Genomic DNA, 25,220 nt, shown 5'->3' on the forward strand with positions numbered 1-25,220 from the left:
TTAAAAAGATAAGAATGAAGAAAACGATTAAAATTTTAGCTTTAAGCTTAGCAACATTATTTTCAGGAAACGCTTTTGGACAGAGCATTTCTGATATTTACAAAAATGTAGAATTCAAAATGCCGATGGTCGCAGAAACATCTTTTCCTGCAACTTCTGTTAATATAAAAAATTTTGGTGCTGTTTCTGGCGGCACCATAAAAAATACCGAAGCCTTCAAAAAAGCCATTGACGAAACGTCTCAAAAAGGTGGCGGAACAGTTATCGTTCCAAGAGGAATCTGGTTAACGGGACCAATTGTTCTGAAAAGCAATATCAATTTGCATCTGGAAGACGGCGCTTTGGTGATGTTCAGCAGAGATTTTGCGGATTATCCTTTGGTGGATGTTAGTTTCGAAGGCTTGAATACAACCCGTTGCCAGTCTCCGATTTCGGCGAAAGGTGCGACCAATATAGCCATCACTGGAAAAGGCGTGATTGACGGCAACGGTGATGCCTGGAGATATGTGAAGAAAGGAAAAATGACCGATGGACAGTGGAAAGAATTATTGTCCAGAGGTGGCGTTTTGTCTGCCGATAAAAAGATTTGGTTTCCAAGCGAGAGCTCCAAAAGAGGTTTTGAAAGCACGGCTAATTTCAACATTCCGGAAAAGCTGACAACAAGAGAACAATTAGAATCTGTAAAGGATTTTCTTCGTCCGGTTATGGTAAGTTTGGTTGGTTGTGACAAAGTTCTTTTGGACGGTCCAACATTCCAGAATTCACCAGCTTGGAATCTTCATCCATTGATGTCAAGCAATTTAATTTTGAGAAATTTAACTGTTAGAAATCCTTGGTATTCTCAGAATGGCGACGGTTTAGATTTGGAATCTTGTAGGAATGTTTTGGTTTATAATAATACATTTGATGTCGGTGATGACGCGATTTGCATCAAATCAGGAAAAGACAAAGACGGCCGTGACAGAGGTGTTCCGACAGAAAATGTCATCATCAAAAATAATACGGTTTACCACGCTCACGGCGGAATTGTTATCGGAAGTGAGATGTCCGGTGGTGTGAAAAATCTTCACGCTTCAGATTGCACGTTTATCGGAACAGATATTGGTCTTCGTTTCAAAACGACCAGAGGAAGAGGTGGTGTTGTTGAGAATATTTGGATTAGCAATGTGGATATGACGGGGATTCCGGCTCAGGTTATTGGTTTCAATATGTTCTACGAAGGTAATTCGCCAATTATCGAAGAAGACCAAAATGAGGACGACGAAAAAAGAGTAGAGAAACAAATTCCTGTAACCGAAGAGACACCAATTTTTAGAAACGTATTCTTCAAAAATATCACAGCTTCCAATTCTTATGAAGCTTTGTCATTAAACGGTTTATCTGAAATGAACCTTAAAAATATCGTGGTGGAAGATTCTTATTTCGATACTAAAAAAGCTTTAACCATTGTAGATGCAGACGGAATTACACTGAAAAATGTAAAAATAAAATATACCGACGGAACCGGTGCAACAATCTATAATAGTAAGAATGTTGACATCTCAGGACTGACTTTGGAATCTTCTAAAACGCCTTTTGTAAAGGTTATCGGAAGTAAAACTAAAGCTATTAAATTACCAAAAGAAATCTCAGGCGATAAATTATCGATTTCCAAAGATGTTCCGAAGAATGCTGTAAAATAATTACAATTGTCATTCAGAACGGAATTTTGCGAAGCATTATGAAGTGAAGAATCTTAACATACCAAAAAAAGATTAAACGGATGAAACCTACCAAAGCTAACTTGAATCACAATAGTCATCTGCGGAAGATTTTCATCCGTTTTTCCATTGTTTTGATTTCGGTTTCGAAGATTTATTCTCAGGAAATCGAAAGACCAAAAGCACAACCTTACACCATTGAAGGAACTTATGAAAAACTGAAAAAGAAATATCCTTTCATTCAACCGTTGAATCTGGAATTTCCAAAAAATATCAAAGTCAAAAGAGACATCGAATACAAAACCAGAAATGGTAAATTGCTTTTGGCAGATATTTATTATCCTAAAGATTCGACTCAGAAATATCCTGCAATTGTTTTGGTTCACGGTGGCGGTTGGATTTCTGGAAGTAAAGAAAACGAAAGATTTCTCGCCCAGAAATTGGCTTCTAAAGGTTATGTGGCGATGGCAATCAATTACAGCTTGAGTGATGATGCAAAATATCCTGCTGGAGTTGAAGATATAGAAGATGCTTTAAAATTTTTGAAGAAACATCATAAAGAATTTGCTGTTAATAAAAGGAAAATTGCGGTTGGTGGAAACTCTGCCGGAGCGCAATTGGCAACTTTGGTTGGTGTGAAAAATAAAGTTCAGGCAATTGTCAATATCGATGGAATTGTCTCATTTATTCATCCCAAATCCGAAGAAGGTACTTATGCGGCTTATTGGTTTGGTGCGACAAAAGCTCATAATTTCGAACTTTGGAAAGAAGCATCACCTTTAGAATATGTTGGAAAAAATACGCCTCCAACATTATTTATTAATAGCTCTCAGCCGAGATTTCACGCTGGCAGAGATGATATGATGAAATTATTAAAAAGTTACAATATCCCAACAGAATTTCACGAAATCAAAGATTCTCCACATTCGTTTTGGTTGGTTCAGCCTTGGTTTGATGAGACTTTGAAATATACGGTTGATTTTCTGGATAAAGTTTTGAAAAATTAATCCAATGAAAAAACTATTTTCTTTTCTAAATTTTTGCTTCGTGGTTTTGTATTTTGCTCAATCACCTTATGTCACGATTACAGTTGCTAAAGATGGTTCCGGAGATTTCAAAACGATTCAGAATGCGATTAATTCGATTCGGGATTTAGGTCCGGGTGAGGCTTTGATTAAAATTAAATCAGGAATTTACAATGAAAAAGTAGTGATTCCTTCTTCAAAGCATTGGATTACAATTGAAGGTGAAGACAAAGAAAATACTATCATTACTAATGATGATTTCTCAGGAAAACTGAACCCTTTGACCAATGAAAAACTCAATACATTCAATTCCTACACATTTTTAGTTGCCGGAGATAATATTAAAATTTCTAATTTGACCATTAAAAATTCTTCGTGTAATGAAGGTCAAGCAGTTGCACTTCACGTAGAAGGTGACAGATTTGTGATGAAAAATTCCAAAATTTTAGGTTGTCAGGACACGCTTTATTCCGCAACTGACCACAGCCGGCAATATTATGAAAACTGTTTTATAGAAGGCACGACGGATTTTATTTTTGGTCAGGCGACTGCAGTTTTCAAAAATTGTGAAATCAAAAGTTTGGCGAATTCTTATATCACAGCTGCAGCAACAAGTAAAGACAATCAATATGGTTTTGTCTTTATTGATTGTCATTTGACAGGAAAAGAAGGTATTACAAAAGTCTATCTCGGGCGACCGTGGCGGCCTTATGCCAAAACGGTTTTCATCAATACAACAATGGAAAACCATATTTTGCCAGAAGGCTGGAATCCTTGGAAAGGCGATAAAATGTTTCCTGATAAAGAGAAAACGGCTTTCTATGCAGAATTTGGAAGCAAAGGAGTCGGCTCAAGTCCCGACAAAAGAGTAGAGTGGTCACATCAGCTTTCCAGGTACGAATTGAAAAACTATTTGATTGAAAAGATTTTCAAGAAGTCGAATAATTGGATTCCATAAGATTGTTGCACAAAACGAAATTTTATTCAAGCTTAAAATTTTGACTTTTCGGTTACGATTTTGGGAATTTTTATGCAATCGATTGCTATGTATTTTTACCATTATTCTTTCATTGTGTCATTTTATAAATAACTTGTTTGAAAAATATTTAAACAATTATTTAATCTGCTGGTTCTTTATTTAAAGCAAATTTTAATCATTTGTTAATTTAAACTAAACTCAATTTCAAAAAAAAATCAGAAAAATATCGGATGAGATAGAAATAATTTTATATTAGAACCGTCGATTAATTACATAAAATAGTGTAATCGATTGCGCAACTAATATAAAACAAACAACTATAAACTCATTTATTATGAAAAAACTATTATTTTCTTTAATGTTTGCGGGGATTTCTGCAGTTACATTCAATTCTCAAAGTAAAACTTGGGACTTTAGCGATACTTCAAGATTTCCTGCTGGTGCCATTGCGATTGATAAAACTGTGGATGGTTTGTCCTTTGTTACAGGAGGCAGCAATCTTACTATAGCGACTAACAGTCTTGCAACGTTTGACGACGGTTATGCTCCTACTCAACGTTTACAATTTGGCGGTAACAGCTATAGCGGTTCTACGAATCCTGCTGTAGGAACGACTTCTATGCCGACAAGAAGGTATTTGCAATTTGCGGTGTCTAGCAACGCTGTGATTAAGTTTTGGGCAAGAGGAGGAGGAGCTAACAGGTCAATTCTGATTTCGGACGAAACCGGAAAGGTGTTGAGCTCAACAACATTTGCAGGAAATACAACTGCTGATATAGCTATTGCGACTTATACTTATACAGGTGCTGCTGGAAACATCTTGATAACGACTGGTAGTGGTGATAATAGTTTGTATAAAATAGAATATACTGATAATGCTACAATGGCTGTTGGTGATGTAAAGTCTAAAAATAAACTAAATGCCTTCTCTGCAGGAAACAAAATCTACATCAAAGATTTAGATGCTAAGAATACTCAGGTTAATGTATATTCTGCTAATGGTACGTTGGTCAAATCTTTGAAAACGACTTTGGATACTGATTTTGTGATCGATAATAAAGGTATTTACATTGTAAATCTGAAATCAGAAGCAGTAGAAAAATCTGTGAAGGTTATGATTAAATAAAAAATTAAGTTATAAATATTTTTCATATTATTTTTTTAAGAAAGCCCTTGGAATCTTTATTCTAAGGGTTTTTCTTTGATTCGAATATTATTAAAGCAATTTTATTTTAATATTTCTATTTGAAACAATAGATGTCTATCAGTATGACATAGATAATAGATTTTTTTTTGGAAATTTAGTTATTCCAAGAACTTGGATGTGTTTTTAGTTAAATTAAGACAACCGATTGCGCAGATTTTAATCTAAAAAATAACTTTTTCAAGATTAAAATATTAAAATTTACACTTGTTATTTTAATTTGAAACCATTATTAATAGAGGGTTTCTGTCTAGTGTTAAAGAAAATTAATATTAAATTAAAAGAAAATATCTTGGAATTGAATAATAATTTTATATTAGAACCGTCGAATTACTATAAATATTTGTGTAATCGATTGCATTAAAAACTTAAACAAACAATTAATAAATCATTTTATCATGAAAAAATCATTACTTCTTTTAGCATTTGCAGTTGTTGCTACTGTAGGGAACGTGAAAGCGCAAACCACTTGGGACTTTTCATCTGCTGCTTGGCCAGTGATATCTGGTGAAACTGCAAAAGTGAAAAATAATCTGGCATTGGTTCCTGGACCAGAAACTGTTGTTAATTTTGGAGCTGTGGAAGCTAATACTGCTACTTTTTCAGATGGCTACTCCGCATCAAAACGTTTTAAACTGAATGGTGGAGGTTATACTTCGACAGGAGTTAATACAACGCCGACACAACGTTACATATACTTTAAAGCAAATGGTAACTCTTCTATTACTATTTGGTACAAAAACGGAGGTGGTGGAGACCGAACTTTGTATATCGGTACAGGAACAGAAATTTTAGCTTCTAAGACTTATTCTAATTCGCAAGATGGTATTATCTATACTTATGATTATGCTGGACCTGCAAGAGATATCTATATCTACGGAGATCAGTCTCTTAACATTTATAAAATTACGGCAACTAACGTTGGAAACACAGTTCTTGGTGTGAATGATGTGAAGAAAGATTTGAAAGCTACAGTTTATACCAATGGAAACAAAGTAGTGGTTTCTAATCTTGAATCTAAAAATACAGAGGTTAATATTTTCAATGCGAACGGATCTTTGGTAAAATCTATGACGACTTCTACTGATGCTAACTTTGAATTGAGTACTAAAGGTTTATATATCGTAAATCTTAAATCTCAGGCAGGTGAAAAATCTGTGAAAGTTTTAATCAGATAAGACTATTTCTACAGCATATAGAGAATCAATAAAAATTTAAATAAATTAAATTTTTCATTAATTAAAGTTTGATGAAACGTGTTTTTATCAAACTTTTTTTTGCCTCAATTAAAATAATTTTGATGTTTAAATTACTGTTAATCAATTATATGTGATTTAAATCAACTTTAATCTTCTCATCAATTCTTACATATTTTTATTTCTAATGAAAAGAATATTTTTAATACTCACATTTCTTACATCAACTATTATTACCCATCTAAACGCACAATGTCCTGTTTCCGGTTGGGCTTCTACAAATGGTGTTACCGGAGGCGGATCAGCAACTCCTACTGTTGTTACGACTTATGCAGAGTTAAGAGCTGCAGTAAACAGTACCTCGGTAAAAGTTATACACGTTTCGGGGCAAATTACTTTTCCTGCTGCCGGACGGTTGACGTTGAATAATCAAACCAACAAATCCATTTTAGGTTTATCCGGCGCTAGATTGATTTCTACGGATCTTACGGCTGGCGGTTCAGGAATTCTTACCCTGAAAAGCAGTTCCAATATTTTGATAAAGAATATCACGTTTGAAGGTCCTGGTGCTTATGATGTAGATGGAAATGATAATATGACCATTGATAACTGCACCAATGTTTGGGTGGATCACTGTACATTTCAGGATGCTTTGGATGGTAATCTTGATATCAAAAATGCTTCTGATCTAATTACTATAACATGGACAAAATTCGAATATCTGAAAGCTCCGATTCCTGGCGGTTCTGGTGGAAGTAATGATCACCGTTTCTCTAATCTTTTTGGCTCTGGTGATGATGCGACTCAAGATGAAGGAAAATTGAGAATTACGATGCAATATTGTTGGTGGGCCAATGGTGTAAGAGAAAGAATGCCAAGAGTACGTTACGGAAAAGTTCATCTTTTGAATAATTATTTTAATAGTTCTGTAAGTAATTACTGTATTTATGCAGGTTATAAAGCAGATTTGCTAATAGAAGGTAATTATTTTGAGGGCGTGAAAAATCCAATCCGTTTAGAAACCGGGAATTTCACTGCCGCTCAATCTGTTGATAATACATTTGTTGGGACATCGGGAACAGCAGTTGGTTCAGGAACAGCTTTTACGCCACCTTACTCGATTAACAAAATTGCATCTCAGGATGTGAAACAAACGGTTATGTCAGGTGCAGGCGCAGTTTTGTTACAACCAACCGATTGTGTTTTTTTAGCAACAAATGAAATCCATTCCAAGTCAAAATCTGAATTTCTACTTTTCCCAAATCCGGCTTCGGAACAGATTTCTTTAAAAGCTTTTTCTGAAAATAATCAGTTGGTAAAAATTAACGTGACAGATATTTCAGGAAAATCAGAAGGAACAATTTATCAGGGAAATATTAATAAAGGAAATAATACAATCCATTCAATTTCAATTAAAAAATTGAGTAAGGGAGTGAAGCTTTTTGAAGTGAAAACTGATAAAGGTTCTTACACCCAAAAAGTGATTGTAAAATAAATTAGAATCAAATACTACACTTACTATTAACTTTAACTACTCATGAAAAAAAGTCTAATCTTGCCAATTGTGCTGTTCAGTACAGCTACGATTTTCGGAATCGGAAAGAGCATTTCTTTTTTGTCAGATTCTATCAATGAAGTTTCAAAGCCATCTTTTTCCTCAATAAAGGAAATTGAGAGTAAAACAGAATCTTCAAAAAAATATTCAAAACTATTTGAAGCAACACCGGCTTCTGTCAACTGGCCTCTGATTGCAGATGTTACCACCAAATCTTTAGAAGGTAATCTGGAATCAGCAGTAAGTTATCCAACGACAATATTAAAAACGGAAGTCAATTATAAAGTTGATTTCACGGGTGATGGAACAACTGATAGTAATGTCGATTTCTACCAGTATACAGGAACCAACACCAATAGTTGGACGGGAACTGGAAGTACGACAGTTATCGACGAAACGAAATATGTTCAGTTTGAAGTTAACGCTACTAATAGCGGAACTTTTACCATCAATAGAGTAGAAGCTCAGGTTGGAGCTGGTGGAACTAGCAATATGTATTATCAGGCATTTTATAGTTTGAATGCAGATTTCTCGGACAGAGTTCAGATCAAAAGTGCGACTCAGTTAACACCTAGCGGAAAAGCGTTAACTCTGGATGTCACTCTTGCCACATCGGTTGTAATCTCTGGAAGTCAAAAATTTTATCTTCGATTCTATCCTTACATTGCTTCTGCAACTACAGGGAAACAATTTGCACTTAGAAATGTAAAAATATCCGGAACTATGGAAGGCTCTGTTGCTAATCCTGCGACAGTTTCTACAACAGCAATCTCATCTATTTCCACAACAACAGCAGTTACAGGAGGAACAATTTCCAGCAACGGCGGTGGCGCAATCACAGCAAGTGGTGTTGTTTACAGCACAAGTGAAAATCCAACGATCGCAGATTCTAAAACGACTGAAAATGCGACTTCAGGCTCGTATGTAAGTAATTTATCAGGATTGCTGCCAGAAACAACTTACTATGTTAAGGCTTACGCAACCAATTCTGCAGGAACATCGTACGGAAGTCAGGTTAGTTTTACAACATTATCCAATATTATTGCACCAACAGTAACAACAACTTCTCAATCCCAAGTTACCAATAAGTCTTTTGTGGTTTCTGGAAACGTTACAGACTGGGGCGGTGCCAATGTAACAGAAAGAGGAATCGTTTATTCAACAGCGGAGAATCCAACAATTAATAATGCCACAAAAGTTTCTACAGGAACAGGTCTTGGTGCTTTTTCATCTTATGCTTATGGTGTGATGCCTTCTACTTTATATTATGTTAGAACATTTGCAACCAATTCGGCTGGAACATCTTATGGTTCCCAAGCTACCGTTAATACAAAAGCTACAGAACCAGATGTTATCAAAACAATTGCTAAAGACGGTTCCGGAGATTATACAACTGTACAGGCAGCTTTTGATGCAGTACCGGATAATTACACAGGAAGATGGATTCTTCATATCAAACCTGGAACTTATACAGAAAGACCGACGCTTTTGTCTAGTAAAATTAATGTCTTTCTAGTTGGAGATAATGCGGATACAACTGTTATTACCAATAATATTTCTGCTGGAGACATCAACCCTGATACGGGAACTGCTTATGGAACTTCTCTGTCACAAACGATGGCGATTTTCGGAAGTGATTTTACAGCGTCCAAAATTACTGTTGCCAATACATTTGTTAACTCAACCGCTAATACTCAAATCAATTCATCTACTCAGGCTGTAGCGCTTAAAACGCAAGGCGATCGTCAGGCTTTTTATGATTGTAAGATTTTGGGTTATCAGGACACTTATTTAGGAAACAGTATTGGAAGAGCTTACTTTAAGAATTGTTATATCGAAGGAAATGTGGATTTCATATTTGGACGCCAAACGGTTGTCTTTGACCATTGTATAACTTATATCAATCGTAACAATAGTGTTGTAACAGCACCTTCTACAGAAGCAACTACGAAATACGGATTTGTTTTCCTGGATTGTAATTTGACTGTACCAGCAGCCGGAACAACTGACTTTAACGGAATAGTAATCAGCAATTTTCATTTCGGAAGAGCTTGGCAGAATATACCAAAATCAGCTTTCATCAGATGTGAAACACCTTCTATGCTGAATGTAACAGGTTGGACAACACCAATTAATGGGCCGCTTCCAGTAACATTCGTGGAATATGGAAATACCGGAGCTGGAGCAACGCCTGACAGATTAGCACAGAGAGCCAATGGTGGAGTAGTTTTAACTCAAACCGAATCTCAGGTTTACACTGTTTCTAACGTTTTCAAAAAAGATACAGATCCTTCATTCGTTTTCGATTGGATGCCGGAAGCTTCGGTTAATATAGACTTTGAAACTTTAGCAGTTAATGATATCAAAAACAGCAAGCTTTTAGTTTACCCAAATCCGTTTGCAGACCAAGTCACCATTGCATTTGATTTGAAATCTAATTCTGATGTTAGTATTAAAATTTATGATGTTAATGGAAGGGTTGTGAAAACAATCACAAGTAACGAAAAGAAAGGACTGAATAATTTAAAAATCGATACAAAAGATTTGAGAACCGGAATCTATTTTTACAATTTGAAAACCAATTCGGGAGAATCAACTGGTAAACTGATTAAAAAGTAAACAATTTAATTTTCATAATAAGAGCCGTCTTCATTTCGATGGGACGGCTTTTTATCTGCTATGAAATTACGAATTGTAAAACTGAAAAAAGAAATCAAAAGATTTTGATTCCGGAAGCAGTTGTGACGGGTATTATTTATATATTTACAACCAACCAAATATTCATCAAAAAGAATATATGACTAAGAAAAACACGACGATATATGACATTTCCAAAAAACTGAATGTAAGCGTAGCCACTGTTTCCAGAGCGCTAAACGACCATCCAAGAATTAGTCAGGAAACCAAGGAATTGGTAGCTGCTACAGCTAAGGAAATGAATTATAAACAGAACAATTTGGCAAAAGCCCTGCAAAGTGGAGAGACCAAAACTGTGGGTGTGATTGTGCCTTATATCAATACCAATTTTTTCTCATCCGTCATTAGAGGAATAGAGGAAGAGCTGTCTCCTCACGGCTATCGTGTGATTATTTGTCAAAGTCACGATGATGCTGCAATAGAAAAGAAACAGCTCAATACGTTGTTGCATACTCAGGTAGATTGTATTTTCATTTCGATATCAAGAAACACGACGGATATGGATTATGTGAGAAAAATCCTGAGCACAACCAATACACCAATTATTCTTTTTGATAGAAAAAAAGATATACCAGGCGTAAGTACAATCACGATTGATGACCACAAAGGGGCATATCAGGCAACAGAACATTTGATCAACCAAGGTTATAAAAATATTTGTCATTTCTCTGGAGATCAGAATCTGGAAATTTATCAGAATCGTTTGAATGGCTATATTGATGCTTTGAAAGATCATAATCTACCAGTATTGAAGGAAAATATTATCAATACAGGAAGTTCTATCGAAGAAGGAATCAGTGCTATGAAAAGTCTTTGGAAACGCAAAGTGAAACCGGATGCTATTTTCTCTGCCAGTGATTTTACAGCTTTAGGTGCATGCAAAGAAATCAAAAATCTTAAACTTAAAATCCCTCAGGATATTGGCGTAATTGGTTTCAGTAATGAGCCATTTACTCAATTTATGGAGTTATCAATAAGCTCTGTTGACCAAACACCTGTTTTGATGGGGAAAATCTCAGGAAATGTCTTTCTGGAAAGTATCAAAGACAATTCTTCCGGAATCAGTATCGAAAAAAAATTGGTTTTGACGCCAACGCTTCATATCAGACAATCATCCAGCAGAAAAAAATAAAAAAACTCCCGAATTTTGGGAGTTTTTTCTTTCTACTTTTTACTAAACTATCAAACTGTTAACGGTAATTGATTTTACCGCCTACTACTTTTTTCTCATTTTTCATCTGTGGTTTTCCATAAACATCTATTACACCGCCGGCTCTGGTTGTAGCATCTACAGATTTAGAAGCGTATACGGACGCGTTTCCGCCAGCGTTGGTTGTTATTTTTGTAATTTCTGTTTTCAGATTTTGTCCGTCATACTGTCCGCCAGTATTCACAACTACGGTTTGGGATTCCACATCGCCGGATAATTTTAAAATTCCGCCTGTGTTGACTTTTCCTTCAAGAACATCAGCGTCAATATTAAGATCAATCTGAGAACCTTCATTAGAAGTAACTTCTAATTTGGTAAATTTCACAGGGTCATTTGAAGTGATTCTTGCACCTTGACTGGCCTGGATTTGATTAATGTCTTTATAATAAAGAATAACTTTGACATCATCGCCTTGCAATAATTTGGTTGCTTTCATTTTCACTTTCAGTTCATTTCCTGAGCTAACCAATTCAACTTCATTGGCTTTTGTTCCACTTAATTCTGCTTTATAGGAAGTGGATGAAACCAATTCTACAGGTATTTTATCAAAGACTTTGAGTGATGTGAACGCCGCTACATCTTTTGTCTGCGCAAATGAAAACTGAGAAATCAGAAATACAGATGCTGCAACAATTATACTTTTCATTATTAATTTAAATTTCGTTGTGATCAACAAATTTAAAACCACTTTATGTTAGAATATGTTAAATTTCATTCTGCAATTACCGTTGTGTGATTTAATAATCTTATTTTTATTCATTATGAGAAAAGCTTTATTCTTATTGGTATTTATTTTTCTAATGTCTTGTCAGTCTGTCAGGAAAAACAACTTGTTACTAGAGAAAAAAATACCGGTTTCTGAACTTAAAAAAGATATTGATTTCACTTATAATAAACTGAAAAAATTCCATCCGGAACTCTATTGGTATATTTCTAAAGAAGATTTGGATTATAAATTCGATAGTCTGAAAACCAGTCTTAAAAAACCAATGACACCTAACGAATTTTATTTCCAACTGTCACCTGTCATCGCAAGCATTAATGAAGGTCATCTCCGACTGAGAGCGCTTTCCAGAAGGTATACAAAGGCAGAACAAAAAGCCTTTAAAAATAAACGTCCTCTCTTTTCTTTGATGGATTATCAAGTAGTGGATGATAGACTTTTTATTAAAGAAAATAAAGAGAACATCAAGGATATAAAAGTTGGGACAGAGATCTTGAAAATCAATGGAGAAGATGTATCAGCTCTGATTAAAAAATACAGAAAGCTCATCAGTTCCGATGGTAAGAATAAGACCTATCAAAAATATTTTCTTAATCTGGCTTTTCTGAATTATTATACTTTGGAGAAAGGCTATCTGGACAGTGTTGCTTTGCAGACCAAATACGATAATAAGATTGCAGATATTTCTATCAAAAGACAGAGTAAAACCGATAAAGAACTTGTTACCGATAAAGTACAACCAAAGGTAACCGCCGAACAAAAAGTTCAGGATTATGATATTAATTCCAAAACTTATAACAGAAGCTTTAAATTCATAAAAGCTGACAGCAGTGTTGCTTACATCAAAGTGAAAACTTTTTCTTCAACTTTGGCCAGCAAGTTTTATAAAGAGACTTTCGAAAAGATAAAACATAGCAAAGCAGATTATCTGATTTTGGATATCAGGGATAACCTTGGAGGATCGCTTTCGGAAATCAATACGCTCTATTCTTATCTTACGGATAAAGAATTTGTATTGGTGAAAACACCGGAAATGACTTCTAAAACGTCCAGTATGCATCAGAATTACTTCAGAGGTAAGACTTTTTTTTCAAAGATTTATATTGCTGTGACTTATCCATTCTTTTTGGCTGGCAATTATTTTATGTCTTCTAAAAAAGATGAAAAGTATTACTTCCGAGAGTTCGCCTCTAAACCTACCAAACCAAAGCACAATGCGTTTAAGGGTAAAATTTACGTCCTGGTAAATGGTGCCAGTTTTTCAGCGTCATCAGTGATTTCGGCAAAATTGAAATACGAAAAAAGAGCCACCATCGTAGGCGAAGAAACAGGCGGTGCCAACGACGGAACCGTTGCCGGCGTAAGTAATACCGTGATTTTGCCACATTCTAAATTAGCTTTACCAATCGGACTTTTACTAATCCGTCCGAATATCGAGTTTGATAATCAGCACAGAGGCGTTATCCCAAATGTAGAAATAGATCCAGATTTCGGAAACCTATCTGATACTGAAGATAAAACAATGAAGTGGGTGATGGATGATATTGATTTTCGAACTTCAATTACAGGTACTACAAAATAGGCTAAAAAATATTTGCCTTAACTCGTCCGAACAAAGCATCTTTGTCCGAGCGAGTAAAGTGTCTTTATAAAATCAGCTAAAAAAATATTCAACTTCTTACACTTTCACACTCCCAAACTCTAAAACCCTCTCACACTCCAACTCAACACCAAACTCTGCCTAATTGTCAAAAAAACACAATTGGCAAAGGAATTGAAAAAACAACCCTGTAAAATTACCATAATGGAAGAAAACAAAGATATACACGAAGAAAGCCTGAATACAGAGACTACAAACACTGAAGCTACGGAAAACGTAAATCAGGAAAATGTGTCACAACAACCGACTGCCGAGGAACTTTTGGCAGAAGAAAAAGACAGATACATCCGTTTGTATGCAGAATTCGAAAACTATAAAAAAAGAACGCAGAAGGAAAAGAACGATTTCTACCTGTATGCCTCTAAAGATTTGATGACATCTATGCTTGGTGTTTTAGATGATTTTGAAAGAGCTATCAAAGAAATTTCCAAAAACGGAAACGAAGCTGAGTTAAAAGGCATCGAATTGATTTACCAAAAACTGAAAAGTAAATTGGTAGAAAAAGGCTTGAAGGTGATCCACGTAGAGCAAGGTGATGCTTTCAACGTAGATTTACACGAGGCTATTACATCTATTCCTGCGCCTTCAGAAGATTTGAAAGGGAAAATCGTCGACGTGATAGAAACGGGCTACGAACTACACGACAAAGTGATTCGATTTGCAAAAGTGGTTACAGGAAACTAAAATTTTTGGCTAGATGTCGGAAGCTGGATGATACCAACATCCATCATTCGACACCCATCATCCAACAATAAAAAATTATGAGCAAGCGAGATTATTACGAAGTTTTGGAGGTTTCCAAAAGTGCAAGTGCTGACGAAATAAAAAAAGCCTACCGAAAAATGGCTATCAAATATCACCCGGACAAAAATCCTGGTGACAAAACTGCTGAGGAGAAATTCAAGGAAGCGGCAGAAGCTTATGAAGTTCTGAGCGACGACAACAAAAAAGCAAGATACGACCAATACGGTCACGCAGGAATGGGTGGCGCTGCCGGCGGCGGCGGTTTCGGTGGATTTGGCGGCGGAATGAATATGGAGGATATCTTCAGTCAGTTCGGTGACATCTTCGGCGGTGGATTTGGCGGCGGTGGCGGTCAAAGACAGCAGCAATCTCGTGGTTCTAACCTGAGAATCCGTATCAAACTGAATCTAGAAGAGATGATTAACGGAACTCAGAAAACCGTTAAAGTTAAGAAGATGAAGTTGGCTGCAGGCGTAACTTCTAAAACTTGTCCTACCTGTGGCGGTAGCGGTGTTCAGGTAAGGATGATGAACACAATGTTCGGCCAAATGCAAACCCAAACCACTTGTGGAACTTGCCAGGGTGTTGGAAAAGTGGCGGATAAAATTCCTTCTGGAGCTAATGCACAAGGTTTAATTAAAGAAGAAGAAGAAATCACAATCAATATCCCAGCCGGAGCTAGAGATGGCATCCAACTGAATGTAAGAGGAAAAGGAAATGATGCACCTTTGGGTGGTGTTCCTGGAGACCTTTTGGTTGTAGTAGAGGAGGAAGTGGACAAAGTGATTAAGCGTGAAGGGGACAATCTTCATCAGGAATTGTATGTTTCTTTTGCAGAAGCAGCTTTGGGAACTTCAAAAGAAATCAATGTGGTTGGTGGAAAAGTGAAAATCAAAGTGGACGAAGGTACGCAGTCTGGTAAAATCCTGAGATTAGCTGGCAAAGGTCTTCCAAACATCGAAGGTTATGGTGGAAAAGGCGATATGTTTGTTCATATCAACGTTTGGACACCACAAAAATTGACCAAAGAGCAAAAAGAATTCTTCCAGAAACAATTGGACAGTGGTGATATGAACGCCGAGCCAACCGGAAAAGAAAAGACATTCTTCGAGAAAGTAAAAGATATGTTCAACTAAGAATAAACAAAAAGAGACTTAAAATTAAGTCTCTTTTTTATTATAAAATATTTTATAATTCTTTATTATTTCCTTTAATTTTTTACCACTGACATTGAGTTCACTTATTTCAATTTCAAAATCTTTATCAGCTTTGGTTGTTAATGATAAAATTCTACAGAAGTTTTTCCTGTACTTACTTTATCAATGTTAATATCATTGATTTGATTCCAACTTAAAAAGTGATTTTTAAGTGTAATCCCTTTATTATTAATCTTAAGCTGAGTTTTATTATTTGTTATTCGGCTGATTGTAATAAATAGAATTTAAAATTCCTATTACTAAAAGGATGATAGCTAATCTCAAATTATTTTTCTCAAAATACAAATATCCTGCTAATACAAAAGTTGCCAAGACAAATATAGATTCAAAGCTTAATAAACTTTTTGAGTATTTGAAATTATATTCTTTTAATTGGTTATTCATTATCAAACAATTCTATTTCACCAACAACCTATCACAAACCGTTTTACTAAAATTCTCTTCCTGACCGTTATAAAAAACCTTTATCGATTGGTCAAAATCTTCCTTTTGTAAAACCTTAATTTCAGTTCCAAGGCTAAGATTTCTTTTGTTAAGAAAATTCAAGAATTCCTCGGAAGAAGTCGTTACTGAAGCCAGTTCCACCGTTTCATTTTCTTTGCATTTACTCAGTTTCTTCAAATCTGGTTGGATCACATTGCCGTCTTTATCAGGAATTGGTTCGCCGTGTGGATCCACTTTTGGATAGTTCAGAATTTCGTCCATTTTATCAAAGAAAATATCAGAGTGGATATGTTCCAATTGCTCTGCGATTTCGTGGACATTTTCCCAGCCAAATCCCATTTTTTCTACCAAAAACATCTCTGTCAGTCGGTGTTTTCTTACGATTAGCGATGCTTCTTTTTTTCCGGATTCGGTGAGTTTGATGGGTTTGTACGACTCATATTTCACCCAATTTTTGTCTGCAAATTTCTTTATCATACTATTTACAGACGGCATTTTGATGTTAAGCTGTCGGCTCAAATCATTCACAGAAACTTCATCATTCTCATTCACAAGATGATAAAGCGCTTTTAGATAATTTTCCTCGGTTAAAGAATTCATAGGTCAAAATTAGTAAAAAGTTAGAAAAGATTATGTTTTATTCTAACAATTTAAAACTTAAAATAATTTGAATATTAAGTCATCCTTTGCTGAGCGAAGCGCCTTCGTGAAAACTTAAAAATATTTTCAACAGGATTTAAAAAAAACTTTGTGCTCTTTGCGTTCAAAATATATTAATTTAGGCCATTTAACCTTGGTTTAATTTTATCTTAAGATAATTCAATAACTTTGATTCATCAAAAAAGAGGTAGAAATAATGAAGAAATATTCTTTCAAAAACGATTATTCAGAAGGTTGTCATCCCCATATTTTAGAAGCATTAATCCAAACCAATCTCAGTCAGCAAAATGGTTACGGTTACGATGATTATTCCGAGGAAGCCAGAGAATTAATTAAAAAAAAAACTAATCATCCAAATGTTGATATTCATTTTGTAAGTGGTGGAACTCAAGCTAATTTATTAGTCATTTCTTCGATTCTTCGTCCACACGAAAGTGTTGTTTCTGCTGAGACGGGACATATTTTTACCAACGAAACCGGCGCTATAGAAGCAACAGGACACAAAGTTCACGGATTAGTAACCGAAGATGGAAAACTGAAGCCCAAACACATTCAATCGGTTTTGGATACGCATACCAATAAACCACATCAGGTTAAACAAAAACTGGTTTACATTTCCAATTCTACAGAAGTCGGAACGATTTATACAAAGCAAGAATTACAAGAATTATCTACGTTTTGCAAAGCCAATGATTTGTATCTTTTTATGGATGGTGCAAGGTTAGGTCAGGCTTTAACTTCCGAAGTCAATGATTTGACATTAGAAGATATTGCCAACTTAACAGATATATTTTATCTCGGCGGAACCAAAAATGGAGCACTTTTAGGTGAAGCAATTATCATCACCAACAACAAGCTGAAAGATGAATTCGGATTCCATATCAAACAAAAAGGTGCCATGTTGGCAAAAGGCAGATTGTTGGGAATTCAGTTTTTGGAATTGATGAAGGATGATTTGTATTTCGATTTGGCAAAACATTCCAATGTTCAGGCAATGAAAATTAAGTCTGCTTTTCAGAATAAAGGTTTCCTGTTTTTGTCTGACACATTTACCAACCAAATTTTTCCAATTCTCAATAATTCTCAAATCGAAAAGTTATCAGAGAACTTTGATTTCTATGTTTGGAAAAAGATTAATGAAGAAAACTCAGCAATTCGATTGATTACATCTTGGGCAACTTCTGATGAGGTTATGGAAGATTTTGTAAATGAAATCCAATCATTATAAATAAAAACTTCCGATTCAATCGGAAGTTTTTATTTGAATTTATCTTGATATTTTTACAATGCATTCCAAATGTCGAAGAAAGCTTTGTTCCCTTCTTTGTCAGAGAAATTGGTGTTTAAAATCATTATTCTGCCAAGATTGGTTTTAGGATTAAAAAACATAATCGACATTGTTCCCGGATCGCCTCCCGTATGTCCAACATAGCCAGTGTAACCAAAACCCATAAAAATGCCAACATTGTAAGATTCATTATACGGATTTTTGGTATTTCTTTCAATGAAATTGGTTTCAGAAAGCTGCGGTTTGAAATATTCTTTATAACTTTCTTTTGTAAGAATCGTTCCATTGCCATTGTAACCTTTGATTAGCTCTGATAGGTATTTACTTAAGTCATTAACATTGGTTATAAATCCGCCGTCAGGATATGTAATCAGTTCGTAATAGGGAAGAGGCGTTGTTGGATTTTCATAAAGTCTTGAATAGTTCGTCATATTTATTTCTTCCGATTTCCAACCAGACTCTTTCATTTTCAAAGGCTCAAGAATATATTTTTTAGTGAATTGATTGAATGATTCTCCAGTTGCCTGCTCAATGATAAAACCTGCCAAAGCAGTTCCCACATTCGAATATTCATAAATAGTTCCTGGTTTGTGAGCAGAAAAACTGTCTTTGTTCCATTTTCCATTTTTTGTGAGAACGTTTTCCAAAAATGATTTAAGAGAAATAATAGAATCGGATGGATTGAAAGATTGTTCATCTTCAAATGTCAGCTTAAGTCCTTTCAGATTTTGATTAGGCTTTAAATAATAGTTCTTTGAGGAATAAAATTCGTTATCAGTAATGGATGAAGTATGAGTTGCTAATTGACGAATTGTTATTTTTTCCTGTGGAAAATTCGGATTAATAACTTTAAAGGGAAGATATTGATCAATCGGGTCATCCAATTTTAATTGTCCTAATTCCTGAGCCTTTAAAAGTGCAATCCCGACAAAAGTTTTGGAAACAGATCCGATATTCTGGATGGTTTCTGTAGTGTATTTTCTTTGAATCTCGACATCGGAAAATCCAAATCCATTTTTATACAAAGTTCCATTTTCATTAACAACCGAAACTGCAAATCCATTGAATTTTTTCTGATTATAAATGGTATTGATTTCATTCGTCAATGCTATTTTATTGTTTTTATTTTCTTTCGAAACAGAGCAGGAAATCAAAATAAAAAATGAAATGAAAAGCAAATATATTTTTGACATAAACTTTTTTCAAATTAGACAATTGGACGACCATTTTGTTACACCATTGTTTTGTTAAAAAAAAAACTCCCAAATCTGGGAGTTTCTATTTTATGCGGTTGCATTTTCTTCTTTCGGAAGTTTGAATTTCTTAGAATAAATCATAATCACCAAACCGGCAATCATAAACGGAATACTCAAAACCTGACCTGTATTAAGCCCGGCAAAATGAATAATCTCGTCACCTTGTGGCTCTTTCAAGAATTCTACAAAGAATCTAATCGCCCAAAGTAAAATGAAAAACAATCCGAATAACCAGCCTTGTTGATATTTCTTATCAGTTTTACGGTACAAGAACCAAAGTAAAACGAAAAGACAAACATAACCAAATGCTTCAAATAACTGGCTTGGATAACGTGGAATAGTTACACCATATTCAGAACTTTGCTGAGGGAAAAGAATCGCAAATGGCGAAGATGGGTCAACAGGTTTTCCTAAAATCTCAGAATTAAAGAAATTTCCCATTCTCACAAATGCGCCGCCTAAAGCTACCACAATCCCAATTCTGTCATAAACCCAAAGCGGATTTTTTTTGATGATTTTCAAACTGTAATATAATGTAGTTGCAATTACCGCAATCGCAGCACCGTGACTTGCCAAGCCGGAAAAGCCTGTGAAATGCAATCCACCTCTCGTACTGATTGGCAAGAAAACACTCAGGAAATCTTCTTTGAATAATTCTGGCTGATAAAAAATCACGTGACCTAATCTAGCTCCAAGAATAGTTCCTACCAAAGTCCAAGTGAAAAATGGCTCTACAAATTTTTCATCTACACCGTCTATTCTGTAAATTTTGGTCATAATAACATAACCGAATCCAAATGCGAAAATGAACATCAAACTATAGAAATGCAGCATTACAGGCCCTAATTTAATACCTTTTATAGGATCCCAAATTTTGAAACCGGTTTCCAGTTCTACTTGGTCAGTTGGTTTTATAACGGTTTTAGATTTCAGAAGATATTTGAAATTCTCAATATTTTTCTGCTCCAGCGTAGCATCTACAGGTTTGAAATCCTTATCCAAAAATTGAAAATTGAATGCTTTATATTTTAAAAGGATATTCTGGATGCTTCCAAGATGTTCTGCAGATTCCGCTTTGATGTTGTCTTCATTCAGAATAACCAATTCATTCGGAATGTTATTGGATGCTTCATCATAAAACTTGGTGTTGTTTTGCGTTGCGAAGATTTTCACAGCAACCGTTTCTTTGTTGTTGATTTTCAAAGTTCCGTCAGAAAGTCCTGATACAGCACTCTGCGCAGAAACCATCTGGAAAATTCCGGCAAAAATAATGAGATAAAATCTTAGAAAAATATGGTTCATTGATAATTGATTTTAATGTTGTTTCGGCGGAACAGGGTCGTAGCCTTCGCCTCCCCAAGGATGACAGCTCCCGATTCTTTTCATCGCCAGCCAGCTCCCTTTGATCAGTCCGTGCACCTTCAAAGCTTCCAAAGTATAATGCGAACATGTCGGGTCATACCGGCAGTTTTTTCCCAGCCAAGGTGAGATAGCGAGTTGATAAAACTTTATCAAAACCACCAACGGAAAAGTCAGAATCTTGTTCAGCATAATTTTGAGCTATGCAAAAATAGCAGAAAAATCAAAACACTGTTAGAATTTAACTAATTATAATACTTTGGGCAGCTTAATCCGCCTTCCACTCCCGCTATCCGCCAGAGGCGGATGAGCTCCGTTTAAGTCGGGCTGCGAGATTTCAGGATAAAATTAGATTTGAATATCCAATACACCATTTCCAGTTCAATGTTAACTAGATTTAAACAATAGTTTAATTTAATAACACCATTCGATATTTTGAATCTCTACATCTTGATTTTTCTCGTTAAATTGAAGACTTTTGCAAAATGGATAAAAGGATATTTCCACTGGCATTAGGTGGATTGGGATTAGGCACAACAGAATTTGTAATTATGGGACTTTTGCCAGACGTTGCAGAATCACTTAAAATCTCCATTCCGCAAGCTGGACATTTGATTTCTTCTTATGCATTTGGAGTAGTTGTAGGTGCACCGATCCTGATTGGTTATGCTGCAAAATATCCACCAAAGAAAATCCTTATTTTCTTGATGATTGCCTTTACTTTGTTCAATGCGCTTTCTGCTTTTTCGAATGATTATTATTCGATGATGGCGATCAGATTTTTGGCTGGGCTTCCTCACGGGGCATTTTTCGGGGTTGGAACTGTGGTTGCAACAAGATTGGCAAAGCCTGGAAAACAGGCACAAAGTATCGCAATGATGTTCACTGGACTCACATTGGCGAATCTTGCAATGGTACCTTTCGTAACTTGGCTTGGACATCAGCTAAATTGGCGATATGCTTTTGGAGTGGTCGCTATCATTGGATTGATAACAATTGTCGGTCTCAAATTCCTGCTTCCATCAATGAACAGTTTACGAACCACAACATTGAAAAAAGAACTGGAGTTCTTCAAAACTGCAAAAGCTTGGCATATTATCGCTATTACAGCCGTTGGATTTGGCGGATTATTCGCTTGGTTCAGTTATATCACACCGTTGATGACTAATGTTTCTAAATTCGAAACTGATTTTATCGCTTATATTATGATTCTCGCAGGAGCTGGAATGGTGGTTGGTAATTTTCTTGGCGGAATTTTGGCTGATAAGATGCGTCCTGCTTTGGCTGGAGCAATACTTTTAAGTGCCATGATTCTTGCTTTGATTGGTGTGTTCTTTTTTTCGGAGAATCAAACTATTTCTTTGATTTTGACATTCATCTGTGGTGCTTTATCGATGGCTGTGGGAACTCCAGTAAATATTATGATGTTACGCTCTGCGAAAAATTCTGAAATGATGGCAGCTGCTTTTATGCAGGCCGCTTTCAATATCGGGAATTCTGTAGGCGCGCTTTTTGGCGGATTTCCTTTAGAATTTGGATTGTCATATAATTATCCGTCGTTGGTTGGTGCAGGTTTGGCCGCGCTAGGATTCTTGCTTTGTCTTGCTTTTATCAAGAAATATAAACCGGTTATTTAGACTTATCAATTGTCCGGAAAGTCAGACTAATTCTTGATTTGATAATTCTTGTAGTTGTTGGTAATCTGTGGAGCCAGAATTTCTGAGTTGTATCTTTCATCATCAAAAGACTGCCGTGTTCAAGAACAAGAGAAATCAATTCTTTCGTAGTTTTATGTTTGAAATTGAATTTCCTTTCAGCACCAAAACTCACAGAGCTTATTGCGCCATTATCTTTCAAATCCTTTTCGCCGTCGCTGTGATAAGCCATTCCTTCGGAACCGTCGTGATAGAGATTCAGTAAACAGGAATTAAAAGTTTCGCCACTTACGTTTTCAATTTTTTCTTTGATTTCAAGAAGGGTTTTGTTCCAAGGCAAAGCTGTTTTCGTCCTTCCTGAATAGGTATAACTGAATTCCTCATTGCCATACCACGCGACTTTTCTTTTGGTTTCAATAAGTTTTCCGAAGATGACCGCTTCATCACTTTTCCATTCAACTTCGGTCATTAATTTTTGAAAATAATTGTTCGCTTCTTCTTCAGAAAATATTTTTCCATAGTAAGAAGTTGTTCCATCATAGGGCAGAATGTTTTCTATGATGTCGAATTGGTCGTCAAAAAGGCTCATTATTTAGTTTCGTCAAAATTATCGTAATAAGTAAAATCTTTGGTAATTTTTCCATTCTCAATGGTGAAAATAGTACAAATAGGCAATTTAAATTTGGAATTATCCGGCGCAGTTCCTGTCGAAACAAATTCAACGATGACGTTATTATTACCAGATACATAAATTGTTTTGATTTCGTCCTTCAGGTCAGGAAACATTTGGTTTAACTCCGAATATTTTCTGACGAATTCTTGCCGGCTTTGCTTTACAATTCTGGTTCCGAAACTTGGATCTTTGAATTCTGCGTTTTCTACATAAAGCTCGGAAAGCGCTTTCCATTGATGTTGGTTGAACAATTGGAAATATTTCTTTACGAATTGTTCATTAGTCGAATTGTCCTTCGAATCACAATTGTTACAGGCAATTGTCATTACAGAAATAAATAATGCCGTTATCAGAATTTGAATGGTTTTCATATTATATTTTTTAGATGCTCTTAATTCGTTCCTCTTCCAAATCAATCTGATACAATTGCTGACGGATGATTTCCTCATCAATTTTCGGATCTTGATTCAGTTCTGTCAGATATTCTCTTTGGTTTTCAAGAAGTTCGTAAAATATTTCTTTCGATTCATTGCTCATCCAGTTGTCGTCATTCGCATTGATTTTTTCTTCCCAATGTTTCATAATCCTATCAAATCCTGGATTTCCATTCAAACCGTTGTCATATTTAAATTTCAATTTGTCATAAATATGGTGTCGCAATCCGTGCTTGATTTTTCGTCTGGTTTCCAATTCGTCTTCCTCATTGTAAATTCCCCCAAACAAACCTGTTCTTTGAATTAGCACAGGCAAGGTAAGCCCCTGAATCACCAAGGTCAATAAAATGACGATAAATGTGATGAATAAAATCAAATTTCTGTGTGGAAATGCTTCGCCATTTAAACTCACCGGAATAGCCAAAGCAGCAGCAAGTGAAACCACACCACGCATTCCTGTCCAACCGAGAAGTAATGGCATTAGATAACGTCTGCGTCTGGATGAAGCATTAGGAATGACACTGGGACGGAAAATAATCGTCGCCACCAAAGCCGCATAAGCACTGATAATTCTGGCCAAAATCAAAACAGCTGTCACCAAAATGCTATAACCAACTGCCGTTCTTACCTGAACACCCTCCGAACGGATGCCGTCTACAATCTCCGGAAGTTCCAATCCTATCAACAAAAACACGATGCCGTTGAGAATGAAAACAAAACTTTCCCAAACGCTGTAACCTTTGATTCGGCTGGCACTGTTAAGAAAAATCAAACGTTTGGAGGACATATACAATCCGCCGGCAACTACCGCCAAAACGCCGGAACTATGTAATAATTCTGCAGCGAGATACATAAAATAAGGCTCAATCAATGTCAATGCGACATCAGAAGCAGGTTCTGTATCCAGTAACTTGTGAATCTGAACGAATAACCAACCCAAAAGCAATCCGATTCCAGCACCGCCGATGACCATCCATACAAAGCTGGTAGCTGCTTCCTGCCAGATAAATTGTCCAGTGCCTACAGCAATCAGCGCAAATCGGAAAATAATTAATGATGAAGCATCGTTCAGGAGACTTTCGCCTTCAAGAATTGCTGATGTTGATTTTGGAATTTTGACGAATTTGGTAATAGCACCCGTACTTACAGCATCAGGAGGTGAGACAATTCCGCCCAAAAGAAATCCCAATCCGATGGTGAAGCCGGGAATAAAATGATTGGCGAAAATGGCCACTGACAATGCCGTGAAGAAAACCACCAGAAATGCGAAGCTGCCGATGATTCGCCACCATTTTTTCATTTCTTTAAAAGAAATGCTCCAAGCTGCTTCGAACAATAAAGGTGGTAAGAAAATGAAAAAGATGAGGTCCGGGTCTACTCTCACCATTGGCAAACCAGGAACAAAACTGATGAGTAAGCCGGCTACCACCAGCAAAATAGGATAGGCGATTCTCAGCTTATTGGCCAAAATGGTAAGCAACACAATGGCCGCAACCATAGCAAGCAAAAAAGGTAAAAGTGTATGCATCAATTATTGTTG

General features: G+C 35.9%; 21 protein-coding genes. 13 read left to right on the forward strand and 8 right to left on the reverse strand.

Going from position 1 to position 25,220, the window contains the following annotated elements; genetic code table 11:
• The first annotated feature begins 14 nt into the window (after positions 1-14).
• The 8 genes from KI430_RS01295 (at position 15) to KI430_RS01330 (ending at position 11,488) form a co-directional block, all read left to right on the forward strand.
• A complete protein-coding gene (locus KI430_RS01295; protein WP_248876494.1) occupies positions 15-1,682 on the forward strand; it encodes a glycoside hydrolase family 28 protein in 1,668 nt (555 codons plus the stop codon).
• A gap of 80 nt (positions 1,683-1,762) precedes the next feature.
• The gene (locus tag KI430_RS01300; protein ID WP_248876495.1) at positions 1,763-2,707 is read left to right on the forward strand and encodes an alpha/beta hydrolase; all 945 of its coding nucleotides are present in this window, start codon (positions 1,763-1,765) and stop codon (positions 2,705-2,707) included.
• 4 nt (positions 2,708-2,711) lie between these two features.
• A complete protein-coding gene (locus KI430_RS01305) occupies positions 2,712-3,683 on the forward strand; it encodes a pectinesterase family protein (RefSeq protein ID WP_248876496.1) in 972 nt (323 codons plus the stop codon).
• A gap of 355 nt (positions 3,684-4,038) precedes the next feature.
• Entirely contained in the window at positions 4,039-4,830 is a 792-nt protein-coding gene (locus tag KI430_RS01310) for a T9SS type A sorting domain-containing protein (protein WP_248876497.1), read from the forward strand.
• Between the two features lie 476 nt (positions 4,831-5,306).
• On the forward strand, positions 5,307-6,086 hold the full coding sequence (locus KI430_RS01315; protein ID WP_248876498.1) for a T9SS type A sorting domain-containing protein: 780 nt from the start codon (positions 5,307-5,309) through the stop codon (positions 6,084-6,086).
• A gap of 205 nt (positions 6,087-6,291) precedes the next feature.
• Positions 6,292-7,599, forward strand: a complete 1,308-nt coding sequence (locus KI430_RS01320) for a polysaccharide lyase family 1 protein (RefSeq protein WP_248876499.1) — start codon at positions 6,292-6,294, stop codon at positions 7,597-7,599.
• 42 nt (positions 7,600-7,641) lie between these two features.
• Positions 7,642-10,278, forward strand: a complete 2,637-nt coding sequence (locus KI430_RS01325) for a pectinesterase family protein (protein ID WP_248876500.1) — start codon at positions 7,642-7,644, stop codon at positions 10,276-10,278.
• Positions 10,279-10,456: 178 nt separating this feature from the next.
• Positions 10,457-11,488: a LacI family DNA-binding transcriptional regulator gene (locus tag KI430_RS01330; RefSeq protein ID WP_248876501.1), complete on the forward strand. Its 1,032-nt coding sequence runs from the start codon at positions 10,457-10,459 to the stop codon at positions 11,486-11,488.
• Between the two features lie 58 nt (positions 11,489-11,546).
• On the opposite strand, the gene KI430_RS01335 is transcribed toward KI430_RS01330, so the two are convergent.
• A complete protein-coding gene (locus KI430_RS01335; RefSeq protein WP_248876502.1) occupies positions 11,547-12,212 on the reverse strand; it encodes a head GIN domain-containing protein in 666 nt (221 codons plus the stop codon).
• A 115-nt stretch (positions 12,213-12,327) separates the two neighbouring features.
• Here KI430_RS01335 and KI430_RS01340 point away from each other — a divergent pair, with 115 nt between their 5' ends.
• The 3 genes from KI430_RS01340 (at position 12,328) to dnaJ (ending at position 15,830) form a co-directional block, all read left to right on the forward strand.
• Positions 12,328-13,872, forward strand: a complete 1,545-nt coding sequence (locus KI430_RS01340) for a S41 family peptidase (protein WP_248876503.1) — start codon at positions 12,328-12,330, stop codon at positions 13,870-13,872.
• A 222-nt stretch (positions 13,873-14,094) separates the two neighbouring features.
• Positions 14,095-14,634 carry a nucleotide exchange factor GrpE gene (locus tag KI430_RS01345; protein WP_248876504.1) on the forward strand — a complete coding sequence of 180 codons (540 nt, stop codon included), beginning with the start codon at positions 14,095-14,097 and terminating at the stop codon, positions 14,632-14,634.
• A 77-nt stretch (positions 14,635-14,711) separates the two neighbouring features.
• Positions 14,712-15,830, forward strand: a complete 1,119-nt coding sequence (dnaJ, locus tag KI430_RS01350) for a molecular chaperone DnaJ (RefSeq protein WP_248876505.1) — start codon at positions 14,712-14,714, stop codon at positions 15,828-15,830.
• Positions 15,831-16,307: 477 nt separating this feature from the next.
• Here the strand turns inward: dnaJ and KI430_RS01355 are convergent, their stop codons facing one another.
• Positions 16,308-16,955 carry a metal-dependent transcriptional regulator gene (locus KI430_RS01355; RefSeq protein WP_248876506.1) on the reverse strand — a complete coding sequence of 216 codons (648 nt, stop codon included), beginning with the start codon at positions 16,953-16,955 and terminating at the stop codon, positions 16,308-16,310.
• A 256-nt stretch (positions 16,956-17,211) separates the two neighbouring features.
• Here KI430_RS01355 and KI430_RS01360 point away from each other — a divergent pair, with 256 nt between their 5' ends.
• Entirely contained in the window at positions 17,212-18,243 is a 1,032-nt protein-coding gene (locus tag KI430_RS01360; protein WP_248876507.1) for a threonine aldolase family protein, read from the forward strand.
• Positions 18,244-18,296: 53 nt separating this feature from the next.
• On the opposite strand, the gene KI430_RS01365 is transcribed toward KI430_RS01360, so the two are convergent.
• The 3 genes from KI430_RS01365 to yidD all read right to left on the reverse strand — a co-directional run bounded on the left by KI430_RS01365 (position 18,297) and on the right by yidD (position 21,110).
• The gene (locus KI430_RS01365) at positions 18,297-19,496 is read right to left on the reverse strand and encodes a serine hydrolase domain-containing protein (protein ID WP_248876508.1); all 1,200 of its coding nucleotides are present in this window, start codon (positions 19,494-19,496) and stop codon (positions 18,297-18,299) included.
• A 90-nt stretch (positions 19,497-19,586) separates the two neighbouring features.
• Positions 19,587-20,393 (reverse strand): prolipoprotein diacylglyceryl transferase, encoded by an 807-nt coding sequence (gene lgt / locus KI430_RS01370; RefSeq protein ID WP_410744672.1) that lies wholly within the window; start codon positions 20,391-20,393, stop codon positions 19,587-19,589.
• A gap of 480 nt (positions 20,394-20,873) precedes the next feature.
• Positions 20,874-21,110: a membrane protein insertion efficiency factor YidD gene (gene yidD, locus KI430_RS01375; protein ID WP_074233486.1), complete on the reverse strand. Its 237-nt coding sequence runs from the start codon at positions 21,108-21,110 to the stop codon at positions 20,874-20,876.
• Positions 21,111-21,403: 293 nt separating this feature from the next.
• Between yidD and KI430_RS01380 the strand changes: the two genes are divergently transcribed.
• Positions 21,404-22,555 (forward strand): MFS transporter, encoded by a 1,152-nt coding sequence (locus tag KI430_RS01380; RefSeq protein WP_248876509.1) that lies wholly within the window; start codon positions 21,404-21,406, stop codon positions 22,553-22,555.
• On the opposite strand, the gene KI430_RS01385 is transcribed toward KI430_RS01380, so the two are convergent.
• Genes KI430_RS01385 through KI430_RS01395 form a run of 3 tightly spaced genes read right to left on the reverse strand, consistent with a single transcriptional unit; the run spans position 22,548 to position 25,208 of the window.
• Complete coding sequence (locus tag KI430_RS01385) at positions 22,548-23,162, reverse strand: alpha-ketoglutarate-dependent dioxygenase AlkB family protein (protein ID WP_248876510.1); 615 nt, start codon at positions 23,160-23,162, stop codon at positions 22,548-22,550. The genes KI430_RS01380 and KI430_RS01385 overlap by 8 nt on opposite strands.
• A complete protein-coding gene (locus KI430_RS01390; RefSeq protein ID WP_248876511.1) occupies positions 23,162-23,617 on the reverse strand; it encodes a nuclear transport factor 2 family protein in 456 nt (151 codons plus the stop codon). The genes KI430_RS01385 and KI430_RS01390 overlap by 1 nt, the downstream gene beginning before the upstream one ends.
• Positions 23,618-23,627: 10 nt before the next feature.
• Complete coding sequence (locus tag KI430_RS01395) at positions 23,628-25,208, reverse strand: Na+/H+ antiporter (RefSeq protein ID WP_248876512.1); 1,581 nt, start codon at positions 25,206-25,208, stop codon at positions 23,628-23,630.
• Between the last annotated feature and the right edge of the window lie 12 nt (positions 25,209-25,220).

It is taken from the genome of Epilithonimonas zeae (assembly GCF_023278365.1).
GTDB lineage: Bacteria > Bacteroidota > Bacteroidia > Flavobacteriales > Weeksellaceae > Epilithonimonas > Epilithonimonas zeae_A.

Bases quoted from the DNA above. Each gene is read 5' to 3' on its own strand.
- KI430_RS01295 (WP_248876494.1), top strand. From the start codon at position 15: ATGAAGAAAACGATTAAAATTTTAGCTTTAAGCTTAGCAACATTATTT.
- KI430_RS01300 (WP_248876495.1), top strand. From the start codon at position 1,763: ATGAAACCTACCAAAGCTAACTTGAATCACAATAGTCATCTGCGGAAG.
- KI430_RS01305 (WP_248876496.1), top strand. From the start codon at position 2,712: ATGAAAAAACTATTTTCTTTTCTAAATTTTTGCTTCGTGGTTTTGTAT.
- KI430_RS01310 (WP_248876497.1), top strand. From the start codon at position 4,039: ATGAAAAAACTATTATTTTCTTTAATGTTTGCGGGGATTTCTGCAGTT.
- KI430_RS01315 (WP_248876498.1), top strand. From the start codon at position 5,307: ATGAAAAAATCATTACTTCTTTTAGCATTTGCAGTTGTTGCTACTGTA.
- KI430_RS01320 (WP_248876499.1), top strand. From the start codon at position 6,292: ATGAAAAGAATATTTTTAATACTCACATTTCTTACATCAACTATTATT.
- KI430_RS01325 (WP_248876500.1), top strand. From the start codon at position 7,642: ATGAAAAAAAGTCTAATCTTGCCAATTGTGCTGTTCAGTACAGCTACG.
- KI430_RS01330 (WP_248876501.1), top strand. From the start codon at position 10,457: ATGACTAAGAAAAACACGACGATATATGACATTTCCAAAAAACTGAAT.
- KI430_RS01335 (WP_248876502.1), bottom strand. From the start codon at position 12,212: ATGAAAAGTATAATTGTTGCAGCATCTGTATTTCTGATTTCTCAGTTT.
- KI430_RS01340 (WP_248876503.1), top strand. From the start codon at position 12,328: ATGAGAAAAGCTTTATTCTTATTGGTATTTATTTTTCTAATGTCTTGT.
- KI430_RS01345 (WP_248876504.1), top strand. From the start codon at position 14,095: ATGGAAGAAAACAAAGATATACACGAAGAAAGCCTGAATACAGAGACT.
- dnaJ (WP_248876505.1), top strand. From the start codon at position 14,712: ATGAGCAAGCGAGATTATTACGAAGTTTTGGAGGTTTCCAAAAGTGCA.
- KI430_RS01355 (WP_248876506.1), bottom strand. From the start codon at position 16,955: ATGAATTCTTTAACCGAGGAAAATTATCTAAAAGCGCTTTATCATCTT.
- KI430_RS01360 (WP_248876507.1), top strand. From the start codon at position 17,212: ATGAAGAAATATTCTTTCAAAAACGATTATTCAGAAGGTTGTCATCCC.
- KI430_RS01365 (WP_248876508.1), bottom strand. From the start codon at position 19,496: ATGTCAAAAATATATTTGCTTTTCATTTCATTTTTTATTTTGATTTCC.
- lgt (WP_410744672.1), bottom strand. From the start codon at position 20,393: ATGCTGCATTTCTATAGTTTGATGTTCATTTTCGCATTTGGATTCGGT.
- yidD (WP_074233486.1), bottom strand. From the start codon at position 21,110: ATGCTGAACAAGATTCTGACTTTTCCGTTGGTGGTTTTGATAAAGTTT.
- KI430_RS01380 (WP_248876509.1), top strand. From the start codon at position 21,404: ATGGATAAAAGGATATTTCCACTGGCATTAGGTGGATTGGGATTAGGC.
- KI430_RS01385 (WP_248876510.1), bottom strand. From the start codon at position 23,162: ATGAGCCTTTTTGACGACCAATTCGACATCATAGAAAACATTCTGCCC.
- KI430_RS01390 (WP_248876511.1), bottom strand. From the start codon at position 23,617: ATGAAAACCATTCAAATTCTGATAACGGCATTATTTATTTCTGTAATG.
- KI430_RS01395 (WP_248876512.1), bottom strand. From the start codon at position 25,208: ATGCATACACTTTTACCTTTTTTGCTTGCTATGGTTGCGGCCATTGTG.